This window comes from Stappia sp. TSB10GB4 (assembly GCF_900185745.1).
Classification (GTDB): domain Bacteria; phylum Pseudomonadota; class Alphaproteobacteria; order Rhizobiales; family Stappiaceae; genus Stappia.
This window is the reverse complement of sequence record NZ_FYAV01000014.1, coordinates 1-12,900: the sequence shown is the minus strand read 5'-3', so window position 1 is coordinate 12,900 and position 12,900 is coordinate 1. Positions and strand designations below refer to the sequence as shown.

Annotated in this window: 8 protein-coding genes; 4 read left to right on the top strand and 4 right to left on the bottom strand. The window is 60.7% G+C overall.

Going from position 1 to position 12,900, the window contains the following annotated elements; translation table 11 throughout:
- From TSB10GB4_RS00385 to TSB10GB4_RS00370, 4 genes are all read left to right on the top strand, one after another.
- A partial coding sequence (locus tag TSB10GB4_RS00385) for a restriction endonuclease subunit S (RefSeq protein ID WP_208984305.1) occupies positions 1-1,121 on the top strand: 1,121 nt, incomplete at its 5' end.
- The gene (locus TSB10GB4_RS00380) at positions 1,114-1,845 is read left to right on the top strand and encodes a DUF3800 domain-containing protein (RefSeq protein ID WP_186394106.1); all 732 of its coding nucleotides are present in this window, start codon (positions 1,114-1,116) and stop codon (positions 1,843-1,845) included. The genes TSB10GB4_RS00385 and TSB10GB4_RS00380, both read left to right, overlap by 8 nt.
- Positions 1,846-1,987: 142 nt before the next feature.
- A complete protein-coding gene (locus tag TSB10GB4_RS00375; RefSeq protein ID WP_186394105.1) occupies positions 1,988-5,293 on the top strand; it encodes a type I restriction endonuclease subunit R in 3,306 nt (1,101 codons plus the stop codon).
- Positions 5,290-6,006, top strand: coding sequence for a M48 family metallopeptidase (locus tag TSB10GB4_RS00370; protein WP_186394104.1), 717 nt, complete (start codon positions 5,290-5,292; stop codon positions 6,004-6,006). Before TSB10GB4_RS00375 ends, TSB10GB4_RS00370 begins: the two co-directional genes overlap by 4 nt.
- A gap of 55 nt (positions 6,007-6,061) precedes the next feature.
- Here the strand turns inward: TSB10GB4_RS00370 and TSB10GB4_RS00365 are convergent, their stop codons facing one another.
- From TSB10GB4_RS00365 to TSB10GB4_RS00350, 4 genes are all read right to left on the bottom strand, one after another.
- Positions 6,062-6,655: a hypothetical protein gene (locus TSB10GB4_RS00365; protein WP_186394103.1), complete on the bottom strand. Its 594-nt coding sequence runs from the start codon at positions 6,653-6,655 to the stop codon at positions 6,062-6,064.
- A 165-nt stretch (positions 6,656-6,820) separates the two neighbouring features.
- Positions 6,821-9,073 (bottom strand): DEAD/DEAH box helicase, encoded by a 2,253-nt coding sequence (locus tag TSB10GB4_RS00360; protein WP_244296392.1) that lies wholly within the window; start codon positions 9,071-9,073, stop codon positions 6,821-6,823.
- Positions 9,018-10,334 carry an ATP-binding protein gene (locus tag TSB10GB4_RS00355; RefSeq protein ID WP_186394102.1) on the bottom strand — a complete coding sequence of 439 codons (1,317 nt, stop codon included), beginning with the start codon at positions 10,332-10,334 and terminating at the stop codon, positions 9,018-9,020. Before TSB10GB4_RS00355 ends, TSB10GB4_RS00360 begins: the two co-directional genes overlap by 56 nt.
- Positions 10,331-12,580: a TerB N-terminal domain-containing protein gene (locus TSB10GB4_RS00350; protein WP_186394101.1), complete on the bottom strand. Its 2,250-nt coding sequence runs from the start codon at positions 12,578-12,580 to the stop codon at positions 10,331-10,333. Before TSB10GB4_RS00350 ends, TSB10GB4_RS00355 begins: the two co-directional genes overlap by 4 nt.
- Positions 12,581-12,900: the final 320 nt, after the last annotated feature.

Sequence of the window (12,900 nt, the reverse complement as noted above, 5' to 3'; positions counted from 1 at the left end):
GGGTAGCGCTTGGTCTTCTTGGCGATCTTGGCCATCCGGCCACGACTCTGCTCTGTCCACATTCAGAGCTTGAATCACAAAGCGCCTCAACGAAAAACCCCTGTCCGCGATTTTCCAAACGGCCTCTTATTGAGGGGAACGGCAATCCGGAGAATCTCGGGCGCGGCTGCCTATGGGAAGGGCAAATTCCTGACTGCGTGCACCAGAACCACATTTTCGCAGTAAGGGCATTCCATCACTCGATGATATTTCCGCAATTCCTTATGCTTCAACTGCAATCTAAAAGAGGTCGAAACTATTTCCTTTCTTGCGCAAAGACGTCGACTGGCCTTTCAACTCTTAACTCAACACAGTTGAGACAGTTTCCAGTCTTGCTCCCCCCTCTCCCAGAACAGCGCAAAATCGCCGAGATCCTGCGGACCTGGGACGAGGCTCTCGAAAAGCTCACCGCGCTGCGCGCGGCGAAGGCGCGCCGGCTGGGCGCTCTGCGTGCCGCGCTGCTGTTCGGAAAACTGCGCCTGAACGGCATCCGCCACAATTGGGCGCCTACCCGGCTGGAAGCGGTGACCCATGAACTGACCAAGAGGAACGGCGCCAACCGGCTCGGCCGGAACTTCGTCATGGGCGTCACCAAGGCCGAAGGCGTCGTCCCGATGCGTGAGCAGACCATCGCGGGGGACATCAGCCGCTACAAGCGCCTGCCGCCCCATGCCTTCGCCTACAACCCAATGCGCATCAACGTCGGCTCCATCGCGATGAACGAACGCGAGGACGAGGTGCTTGTCAGCCCCGACTACGTCGTCTTCGCCTGCAACGCGGACGGGCTCGACCCCGACTACCTCGACCACCTGCGCAAGACGTCCTGGTGGGCTCACTACATCAACAGCAGCGGCTCGGGCAGCGTGCGGCAGCGGACCTACTACGACGACCTCGCCGCGCTGAAACTGCCCTTGCCTGAACTGGACGAGCAGAAGGCTATCGCCGCTGTCCTGAACACCGCAAAGGCCGACCTTGCCGCGACAGAGCGCGAGATCGAAGCCGTCACGCTGCAGAAGCGCGGCCTGATGCAAAAGCTGCTGACCGGCGAGTGGCGGGTGAAGCTGGAGGAGCCTGTTGCCTGACTTCTCCGACTTCATCGTCTATGCCGACGAGAGCGGCGATCACGGGATGGTCAGCATCGACCCGCACTATCCCGTCTTCGCGCTGACCTTCTGCGTCATGCGCAAGGACGAGTATGTCGACGCCATCGTGCCTGCCATGCAACAGTTCAAGTTCGGCATCTGGGGGCATGACTCGGTCGTTCTGCACGAACACGAGATCCGCAAGAGCCTAGGCCCCTTCGGCCTGCTCCGCACCGACCGAGCTTTGCGTACCCGCTTCTTTGATGAGTTGAACGCGTTGATCGAGGCAGCGCCAATGACGATCTATGCCTCGGTCATCGACAAGGAGAAGCACCGCGCGAAGTACGCGAATCCCTGGAACCCCTACGAAATCGCCCTGCATTTCTGCATGGAGCGACTGCACATGATGCTCACGGCACAGGGGGAACACGGAAAGACGATCCATGTCGTTTTCGAGAGCCGAGGCTCGAAGGAGGACGCCGAGCTAGAACTCGAGTTCCGCCGCATCGCCGGGAACGATAGCCACTGGGGCTACCGGCGGCACGATTTCAGCCGCTTCGACTTCCAGCCGGTGTTCATTCCGAAGGCTGCGAACGCATCCGGCCTGCAGTTGGCAGACCTGACCGCACGGCCCATCGCGTTGTCGCGACTGCGCCCCGATCAGCCGAACCGGGCATTTGAGATCATCGAGCCCAAGCTGCGAGGACTCAAATGCTTCCCATAACCTCTTGTCAGAGCTGACAAAACAAAAGGGCCCCGGAAGCTCCAGGACCCTTTTGTCGACCGGGAAATGCCCAATCCTTTGAGACTTATATAGCCACAGAGCCTCTGAACAGCAAGGAAATCATGGCCCGGGAGGCCCGCTCATGACCTTCGACGCTGCCGAAAAGCACCAATCCCAGATCCCGGCGCTTCAGCTTCTGGTGGCGCTGGGGTTCACGCCATTGTCTCAGGTTGAGGCACTGCGCCTGCGCGGCGGGCGGCTTCGGAACGTCGTGCTCGACGATGTGCTTGCCGAACAACTCATGCGCATCAACCGGTTCACGCATCGGGGTCGCGAATACGCCTTCGACCTCGAAGACGCGCACGAGGCGATACGGCGGCTCAAGCCGACGCCCGATCGGCTGAAGGGGCTGCGTGGCACGAACAAGGACATCTACGACACGCTTGTCCTCGGCACGACGATCACGAAGTCCATCGACGGGGACTCCAAAAGCTACTCGTTCCGCTACATCGACTGGGAGCGGCCTGAGAACAACGCGTTCCACGTCACCGCCGAGTTTGCGGTGGAGAGGACAGCGTCCAGCCAGACCAAGCGCTGCGACATCGTCGCCTTCGTCAACGGCATCCCCGTTCTGGTGATCGAGAACAAGCGGCCGACGGAGAGCCTTCGACGCGCGGAGAGCCAGCTCATCGGCTATCAGAGCGAGGACATGATCCCGCAGCTCTTCCATTTCGCTCAGTTGCTGATGACGATGAACAGAACCGAGGCCCGCTATGCGACGGTCGGCACGCCGCCCAAGTTCTGGCAGGCCTGGCGAGAGGAAGACGACCCGCAAGACGCACTGGCCGCGCTGGCGCGGGATGCCGCCGCCGGATCGGTGCCCGATGCCGTCACCTTCGAAGAGCTGGTCACCGAGAGCGATCCGGCGGACTTGATTGCTGCAGCCAACAAGCCCCTGGGTTTTGCCGAGGAACAAGCGGTCTTTTCCGGGCCAATGGCAACGGCGCGAGACCACTTCGCTGCGCTGCGCGCGGAAGGCGAACGCGTCGTCACTGAGCAGGATCGAACCCTCTACTCCCTCTGCCGCCCCGAGCGGCTGCTCGATCTCATCCGCCGCTTCACCGTCTTCGACGGCGGCACTCGCAAGGTCGCTCGGCATCAGCAGTTCTTCGGTATCCGCCGCGCGGTCGAGACCGTCAGGCAGCACGACCCCGGCGGCATCCGCAAGGGCGGCGTGATCTGGCACACGCAAGGCTCCGGCAAGTCGCTGACGATGGTGATGCTGGGACGCGCGCTCGCCCTGGAACGCAGCATCGTGAACCCGCGGATCCTCATCGTCACGGACCGGGACGATCTCGACAAGCAGATCAAGGACACATTCAAGTCCTGCGACCTGGAGCCGGTCCGCGCGACAAGCGGCGCACACCTTCTGGAGCTCGTCCGCAACAAGGCTCCGCTGATCACCACGATCATCAACAAGTTCGACACAGCGCTGAAGAACAGTCAGGAGGCGGATGACGACCCCAATATCTTCGTGCTGGTCGACGAGAGCCATCGTACGCAGACGGGGCGCTATGGCGGCCACAGCCAGTTCGCCGCCAAGATGCGGCGCCTCCTGCCCAAGGCTTGCTATCTCGGTTTCACCGGCACGCCCTTGCTGAAGAAGGAAAAGAACACGCTGTCGACCTTCGGCCGGCTGATCCATCGCTACGCCATCGACGAGGCGGTCGCGGACGGTGCGGTGGTGCCGCTGCTCTACGAGGGGAGGCTCGTCGAGCAGCAAGTTTCGGGCAACGTGATCGACCGCTGGTTCGAGAAGATCAGCGAGGGACTGACCGGCAGCCAGAAGGCCGACCTCAAGCGCAAGTTCTCCCGGATGGATGCCCTCGCCAAGACCGACCAAGCGATTCGCGCCAAGGCGTTCGATATCTCCGAGCATTACCGCCAGCACTGGCAGGGGACGGGGTTCAAGGCACAGCTTGTCGCCCCGTCGAAGGCCGCGGCGGTTCGCTTCAAGCAAGTCCTCGACGAGATCGGCCACGTCACGAGCGCCATCGTCATCTCGCCGCCGGACGAAAACGAAGGCAACGAGGATATCGACCAGGAGTCAAAGGATCTCGTGCGTGGCTTCTGGTCAAAGATGATGGCGCGCTACAAGACCGAGGACGAGTACAATCGCCAGATCATCGAGGCCTTCAAGGGCTCCGGCGATCCGGAGATCCTGATCGTCGTCTCCAAGCTCCTCACCGGCTTCGATGCGCCGCGCAACACGGTCCTCTATGTTTGCAAGTCCCTGAAGGAACACAACCTCCTGCAGGCCATTGCGCGCGTGAACCGGCTCTATGAGGACGACGGCACCGAGAAGCAGTTCGGTTTCATCCTCGATTATGAAGGGCTGCTCGGCGAGCTCGACAGCGCCCTGACGACATACAGCGCGTTCGAGGGCTACGAGGCGGCCGATCTTGCCGGAACGGTGCATGATGTCCGGGAGGAGATCCGCAAACTGCCCCAACTGCACGATCAGCTCTGGGATCTGTTCAAGCCGGTCCGTAACAAGAAGGACATGGAACAGTTCGAGCAGCACCTGGCAGACGAAGCGCTTCGGCATGAGTTCTACGCCCGCCTGAAGGCCTTCAGCCGATGCCTGCATATCTCGCTCTCATCCGACAAGTTGTTTGACGTCTTCGACGAGGCCAAGGTCGATGCCCTGAAGCGGGATTGGAAGCAGTTCTCCGAGCTCAAGCGGTCTGTCCAACTCCGCTATCAGGAGACGGTCGACGTCCGCGAGTTCGAGCCGAAGATCCAGAAGCTGCTGGATGACCACGTCGTGGCGATGCCCGCCGAGACCATCATCGAGATGGTCAACATCAACGACCCGGACGCACTGAGAGCCGTTGTCGAGGATACGGGCGTCTCCGAAGCGTCACGAGCGGATCGGATCGCCAGTGCGACCCGGCGCACGATCACCGAGAAGATGGATGAGGACCCGACCTTCTACAAACAGTTCTCCGAGCTGCTCGAAGAGACCATCCGCGCCTATCGCCAAAAGCGACTGTCCGAGCGCGAGTACCTGAACAGCGTCGTGGATCTGGCGAGCAAGGTGGCGCGAAAGGATCGCGGTCGGGACGTTCCGGAAAGCATTCGCGGGGACGAGGATGCGCAGGCACTCTTCGGCATCCTCGACGGTCAGCTCAAGACCGAGGGAGACGAACCGGTGGCGGGCGACGATGCCGCGGCCATCGCTCAACAGATCATCGTCATCATCAAGTCCCACCTGATCGTGGACATCTGGTCGAACGAGGTAGCCCAGAACAATCTGCGCAATGCCATCGATGACTACTTCTTCGACGTCCTGCGCGACGAGAGAGGCGTCGACCTGCCCGTGGAGGTGCTCGACGATCTCGAACTGAAGATCATGGATCTTGCCCGGGCTCGGTTCACGGCATGACGCGCGAGTTGCACTGCCTGCAGTACGGCAATCAGGAGATCCAGTATGAGATCGTCCGCCGCCCGAGGAAGACACTGGAGATCGCCGTCGAGCCGGATGCGTCGGTGGTGATCGCAGCCCCAGAGGACGCGACGCTGGATGCCATCGAGGCCAAGCTGCGCAAACGTGCGGCATGGGTGACAAGACAGCAGCGGTATTTCGCGCAGTTCCTTCCGCGAACACCGGAGCGCAGATTCGTCGCCGGAGAGACCCACCTTTATCTGGGGCGCCAGTACCGGCTGAAGGTCCTCTCCCACATACAGGAAGGCGTAAAGCTGACCCGTGGCTTCATCGTCGTACAGACGCACCGCCCGAACAGGTCCGAGGTGACGCGCGAGTTGGTCGAAGAATGGTACCGGAGCCGAGCCCAGCTTAAGTTTCCAGAACGAATAGAACTCTGTCTGGACCTGTTTCCAGATCCCGAGGCGTTCCGACCGAAGGGGCTCATCGTGCGTCAGATCCGGCAGAGGTGGGGTTCCATGTCACCGGCAGGGCGCCTGATGCTCAATCGTCGCCTTATCCAGGCCCCGGTCGACGCCATCGATTACGTAATTACCCACGAACTCTGCCACGTGAGCGAACCCCATCACGGTCCCGCGTTCTTCAGGCTCCTCGACAAAGTGATGCCAGACTGGGAGCGCCGGAAACAGAGACTGGAACGGGCCATGGCCTGATCTTGCCGGCGCGAACGCGTCAAATCAGCGTCGACGAAATGAGCGGCGGTCCCGTTTACGGGAACGAGTATCCGTGCTTGTCGAGCCAAGCTTCGAGCTTATTGACGAGGGCAGGGTCATGAAAAGCCGTATCGCGGGCGAGAGCCGAGCCGAGAGACGGATTCAGCGGCTTCTCACCGATCTCCTTCAGTATCGCCCCTGGCTTGAGCCTGTTTGCGGCCAGAATGCTTAAGATCGCCTGCTTGGCTGCCGGCAGAAGGCGCCCGTAGGGGTCGACAATGGTACTGCCTGACGCACCACGAGGCGGTCGAGGCGAGCCAACTACAGTTACGGACACGGGTGGTGGTGTGGGCGCCGTCACAGTCGCGTTAATCGGTGCGCCGGCAGACGGTGCTGTCGCCGCAGGTCCCACGACGCAGGCAATGGCATACTCGGAAGCCAGCCACTGCAGGAACATGTCCCGCTCAGCACTCGCCGCGTTCCGCCATTGCTGCTTCAAGGTGCTGAGTGGAGTCGGACGTGGTTTCAGCCCCGACTGATAGACCGCATCCCAGAACGCCTGCCTCCCGCATACGACATCTGCGAAGAGCGCTGGATGCTCCGCCTTCAGTCTCGCCTCGTAGTATGCCTTGTCACGTTTTCTGCTCATCAAATATCTGTAGAATATTCTACAAAACGTGTCCATCAATCTTTAGAATCTGCCACAATCTGCTTCCGCTCGGGCGTGCTCGATACGCCCCTACTGGATCGTCTTCACCTTCGACATTGTTCGTATGATAGGTGACAACGAAGCGGGAAGAAACTACGGCACAACTCATTCAGCCAACAACCTCGCCATTTCGGGAAGTGACTGCACCGAAACATCATTCTCTCTCGCCCAAAGGCGTCGCAACAATGAGATCGGGGCATAGGTGTCGTACTTCGCGACTTCGAAGCTCTCAACGAAATCTGCAAGAGCCTGAGACGTGACAGGCCGACTGGTTGCGATGTGCTTCAGAAGTGAGCGGACCTCCCCCAGGCTGATGTCATCCAATGTGATGCCGACATCATGCGACCAAGCCTTTACTCCGGCACTCAGGAAAGCGAGGGCCAGTAGCGCATTCATCTTGCTCCCACACCAAGTGAAGACATGAACATCGTCACCTTCTGAGGCGAGATGGCAGCCTTCAAGCCCCGATTTCCGGAATGCCTTTCGTGCCTCGACGAGCATCCGGCACGCCTCAGCGTCGAGATACGCCGGAAGCGCATCATCCAGCAGAACGTTTCGCATTTCGGCGGCGAGGCGGTCATGCACAGGCTCGGCAGCCTGATCCGCGAAAAGCGGTACCTTACCTTTCCGATGCTGCGCGACCTGGAGCACTTTGCCGGGATCATCTACCGTCTCGACGCGCCAGCGGCGACCAGCAAACAGCAGGATCGAACCGGGGCCGACCTGATTGAACAGGGGAATCGTGCCCAGGAAGCGGTCTCCGGCCACGAGACGCCATTCCTGGTCGGTCGGAAATATCGCGTAGAAGTCCCTCGACGTCGTCAACCGCTCGCCTTCAGGCCCCAGAAGGATGGTGCGATCCGGCGCCTGCTCCAGGAGCGCTGGGTCATGCGCGGCCATCGCGCGCAGCAGTTCCACATAGTCACTGCGAGACAGTGCAGACAGCGGGCCGCCGCCGCACACCGCCTCGTAGAGCGCTTCGGCATAGGCGGCGCCTTGCGCCGCGATGATCGAAAGCGTCTGGTGCAGCGCCACCGTCACCACTGCCGGGTCGGCTTCAGGCGGCTCGACGAAACGCTCCATGAGGAGCCGGATCGAGGCCACCGCCTGCACGAGGTCGAGCCGCAGCCGGTCGAGCAGACCGCTCTCAGGACGGAGATGAGGTGCACGGCAATAGATGCGCAAGATCGCTGGCATTCCTCTGCGCCGGCCGCTGCGGCCGAGCCTTTGGCGAAGGGAGGCGAGCGACCGGGACGCCCCCACCTGGGCAACCGAGACGACCGAGCCGAGATCGATCCCAAGTTCCAGCGTGGTCGTGGCGACCGCAGTGGTGGGCAACTCGCCCTGTTTCAGCCGGGCTTCGACCTCGTGGCGCGCATGGCGAGAAAGGCTGCCGTGGTGTGCGAAAAACTCGTTGGGAATGCCGTGTTGCTCGGAACGCCGCTGAAGCCGGTCAGCAACAGCCTCAACCATCTTACGCGAACCACCGAAAACGAGATTGTTGCTGCCGCGCAGGGATCCAAACATATGGCTGGCGATTTCATCTAGTGCACGTACCGGCGGTTCATCCGTCTCCACAATGTCGAAGAAATCGACGTCAGCAGGCTCTTCGTAGCCGCGTATCTGAAGCTTCAGCTCTGGAGAGCCCGACTTTGCCTCGATGATCTGGACGCCCTCGGCACAGTGCCAATTCAGCCAGCGGGCGGCGATCGCAAGATCGCCAATCGTGGCGGACAGGCCGACTCGACGAGCGGGCTTGGCCGAGAGCCTATCGATGCGACGCAGCAAGCTCGCGAGATGTAACCCGCGTGGCCCATGCAGGAAGGCATGCAATTCGTCGATGACGATAAACTCAAGGGAGCCGAAAAGACGTCGAGCGGCGTCGGGTTTGCGCACCAGCAGCGCCTCGATCGATTCGGGTGTGATCAGTGCAATGCCCGAAGGATCGCGCAGCACCTTCGCCTTGGCACCTGTGGGCGCGTCCCCGTGCCAGCGCACAACGGGTATCTCAAGGCGCTCGCACAACGGCTCCAACCGACGAAACTGATCGTTGATGAGTGCCTTCAGCGGGCCGACATAGAGTGCGGAGAGGCCGCCGCCCGCGTGTTCCGCAATCCGGGTCAGGACCGGAAGAAAGGCAGCTTCCGTCTTACCTGCAGCCGTTGCTGCGGCGACCAGAGTATCGCCGGTTCCCTCCAGCACTGCACGGATCGTCTTGTCCTGCACGTCGCGCAGTTCCGACCAGTTTTGCTCCCATATCCAGCGCCGAACCTCTGGGTGCAGCAGGTCGAAAGCCATACCGTCAGAGGCGGAGTGAGGAGAGCTCGTCATCTGTCCCGGCGCCTGAGTTGCCTTCATCGCCGTAGCCGTCGTCGGCATCTGACGCGAGTTCGATGTCGCCCAAAAGCGATCGCCAGTCCGTTCCCGGATTCTGGTCCAGAACGGCCAGCAACTGCACAAAAGCCTTTATGGTGGAGCGCGGTGTACGGAAATACGCCTCCCCAATGCGCTGGCTGCAATGGGCCATGAAGGCAGTCAGCGCCTCGTCCGGCACCAGGTGTCGCTCCGGATCTGCAAGTGCAAAGACATTGCGGACGTTGCCGAGCAGCACGAGCAATTCTTCCGGCGTCAGGCTCTGGAGGCGGATGACGGGACCGGTGAAATCGACCAGGCCGTCCCGGGCAAAGGCGTTCTCGGCCAACCGCGATTGCAATGCCGGATAGCTGTAGAGGCCACGGCGCGTATCCATCAGGAATTCCGGCGCACCTCCGAACAGGAAGCCTAGGCCCGAAACGTTTCCCTGAAGCACGTCGTTGAGGATGGCAAGGATCTGCTCGAAATTCTGGTTTCGTGCCTGAGCGCTTTGCAGCTTGTAGAGATTGACCATTTCGTCGAAGACGACGAGCAACCCGGAATACCCCGCCTGACGTACGAAGGCGGCCAGAAGCTTGAGGCCATCATAAACGTCGGCATCGTCTATGATCGCGCGCACTCCGAGGGCCTGCCGGGCTTCGGTCCTGGTGGAGTATTCCCCGCGCAGCCAGCGCAATGCCGCCCCTTTCAGGATCTCGTCGTCGTTCTCGCTGCCGCGCCAATAGGCCTTGAGGACTGTCGCAAAATCATAGCCGCCAACTAGCTCCTGCATGTGCGCGAGGCGCTCGTCGATAACGCGCTCAACCGCCGTGCCGTTTCTTTCACTTTCGCGCGCGCACTCTGTGATGAACTTCTCCACCACGCTCGCGAGTGCTCCGCCATCCTGCCGAGTGCGGGTCGCCATGTTGCGAAGCGCTTCGGCGTAGAGACCGCGAGCCTGTCCGCCAGTCGCGTGAATTCGGCGATCCGGCGCGAGGTCGGCATGCACCGTCACCAGCTTGCGTTCCAGCGCGACAAGACGAATAAGATTGAGGAAGAAAGTCTTGCCGGCACCGTATTCGCCGATGATGAAGCGCAGGGCGGAACCGCCGTCGGCAATACGGTCGATGTCGCGCACCAGCGCGGACACCTCCCCCGCGCGTCCGACCTGAATATGCTGCAAGCCGGTGCGCGGCACGACGCCTGCAGCCAGCGCTTGAAGGATCGTGTCCCTGTCCTTGCCGCGGATGGGCTTTTGTGTACTCATGAGCGCGCCTCCCTGATCTCCCGATGCATTTCGTGCAGAAATGGCCGTAAATGCTCGGCCACTGCCAGCATGTCTTCATCCTCTACAAGCGGCTCGTCGTATATTTCGAAGCCCCATTCGTTGATCGTCTCGATTGCGCCGTCCGGCAATACACGAAGCCGCTTCGCACGCTCCTCGAAAACCGCACGCTCGACCTGTCGTTCCTCGAGAAGAAACAGCAATAATTCGCCATGTTCGGTGTCGAGTCCGTCGAAAGGCCGGGGGCCGGATCGTGATTGGGGGCGGGTAACGACCGTTGCGCTTTCCTCTTCGAGGAAGATCTCAGAAAGAAGACTGGAGACGGCGCTGGTCTCGCTTATGATCCGGGCCAACCGGTTCTGGTCGATCTCTAGCTGCGGCTTCGAGGCTGCCTGCGGGACAAGGATAGCGTGGCCGGGCTCAACAGTTTCCGCCATCACCGTGACCGGCCCGTCGGCCACGATTGCCCCGCTGTGCAGCGCGCTGTAAAGGTCGTCCTTCGGAAGCCCGAGCGCTTTCCAGAGCTTCTCGATGAAGACGACCTCCGAATGCGAGACATGCCCATCAGCCAGCACCACGGCAACAGCGGCCTGAGCGACACGTTGACGACCGTCATCGTTCAACTTCGCAAGTCGTTTCATCAGCATGCGGGCATTGGCAGGGCCGCTCAGCAGAGCACTGGCATAGGCCAAGAGGCGAACGCGCTCCACGGCCGTGAGTCCGGGCACCGCACCAATCGCCTGTTGCAGGGCGGCAAGCTCGCTTGGATCGACGACCCCGTCGGCCTGCGCCGCAAGTGCATTGATCTCCACGATTGTTCGCGCTGCCTGGAACTCCATGCGTTCGTGATCGACCGTTGCCGCGTCGGGAGCGCGGAAGAAGACCACTGTGCCATCGCCCGGAGGGGGAACAGCACCGTAGCGACGATCAGGCTCATAGCCGATATCGAGCCGGTCGAGCGCAGCACCGAGCTTGTTGAAAAGCGAGGCTGAAACTTTGCCCTCCGTCGGTGCCTCCAAGCCGATCCTTTTGCAAAGTTCGCCGAGCGCAATCTTGCCTGTCGGCCGGCCGGCAGACGCTTGCGAAATTCTTCTCGACAGCGCCTGCAGCGGATTCTTGTCGCCGCATGTCAACAACGCCTTCGGAAGAAGAACCGCAGCCTCAGTGCTGTCCGCGTCCTCCGGCCGCTTGCCGATGAAGCGACTGTAGCTTTCCAACTCGTTGGTGCACTGCTCTGCGATGGCAGCAAGTCCCTTCAACGGGCTGCTCAGGGATGCAATGTCGGGGGTGTTTTCTGCCCCTGTGAGTTCCGCGCTGAACGTGCCGCTCGCGGCGCGATAGCTGATATTTCCGAGCCTGCGTTTGGGAGTTCGTACTTTGAGCCCACTTGGATGGTGAGCGTCAAAGTGGATTTTCCAAAGCATGCGGAACAAAGAGAAACAACGCGTGGCAGGAGTTCGCAGGCGTGTTTCGGGCGAGGACGTCAACCAGAGCAGACAATCCTCCGCATCGAGCGGATCGCCTTCGGCAAGTCGGGCGCCGAGATACAAACGGGCGGAAACAGAAAAGTCGAAACCGTAGCCGGTACGCGCCTCGATTGCAGGTCTTGTGCTTGAAGTGGTGGCGACCAGCCCTGCAAATTCGAGGAACTGCGTCGCGTAGTTTCTGAACGATCCATTCCCTCCGTAAACCAACAGGAGACGGCTGACCTCTTCAATAACCTTTTCTTTGTCTCGCGCCGCTTCATCTATGAAGAACCGGCGCTCCAGGCCATAAAAATAGAGAAACACATACCCAATGTAAGTGTCTGGATTGTCTCTCCTTGAAGAGAGCCAGACGAGATAGGATCGACGCGCACTCGGATGCAGTTCACTGTAGGACGGCCAGTACGACATGGTCTGGCCGGTCAGGTCGTTTCCAGAGCCGACGACGAGGCCGGGATTGACCAGACAGTTTTCCGGGCGCCGCGTGGTTCTGGAGGGCAAAGAGCCTCCGAGGTAGAAGTTGCCGTCCGAAATCTCGATCCCGGCGATTTCGACCCACTCACCGGGAGCCACCCAGCGCGCTGGCTCGCTATGCTTGCGCCATCCCTGGTCGCCGGAAAGATGCTGCGCCCGGATACCCGAAGAACGATCCGGCGACGCAGGTATTAGCGTTTTGTCGGCCTTTGACCGCCTGAAAAGGAAGAACATGAGAAATGCGCCGCCCAAGAATATGATGAGTTCCAAGCCTCTTCCTCCAAGAGCTTGGGTAAAATACGTTGCATAGTGTCATGAAGTTGCAACCGATGGAAAGGCCAACAACGTGGTTGACATCAGTCCGTCTGAATTGTGCCCTGGCACCAGGACATCGCGCATAGGCAACCCAATGCCGCTCGACCGCAGAGCGAGTGCAAAAATGAAGAAGCGCTTTTGGTATCGTTTAGAGGCCGTTTGGAAAATCGCGGACAGGGGTTTTTCGTTGAGGCGCTTTGTGATTCAAGCTCTGAATGTGGACAGAGCAGAGTCGTGGCCGGATGGCCAAGATCGCCAAGAAGACCAAGCGCTAC

Excerpts from the sequence above, each read along its gene's own strand:
- TSB10GB4_RS00365 (WP_186394103.1), bottom strand. The coding sequence starts at position 6,655 with ATGAGCAGAAAACGTGACAAGGCATACTACGAGGCGAGACTGAAGGCG.
- TSB10GB4_RS00355 (WP_186394102.1), bottom strand. The coding sequence starts at position 10,334 with ATGAGTACACAAAAGCCCATCCGCGGCAAGGACAGGGACACGATCCTT.
- TSB10GB4_RS00360 (WP_244296392.1), bottom strand. The coding sequence starts at position 9,073 with ATGAAGGCAACTCAGGCGCCGGGACAGATGACGAGCTCTCCTCACTCC.
- TSB10GB4_RS00370 (WP_186394104.1), top strand. The coding sequence starts at position 5,290 with ATGACGCGCGAGTTGCACTGCCTGCAGTACGGCAATCAGGAGATCCAG.
- TSB10GB4_RS00375 (WP_186394105.1), top strand. The coding sequence starts at position 1,988 with ATGACCTTCGACGCTGCCGAAAAGCACCAATCCCAGATCCCGGCGCTT.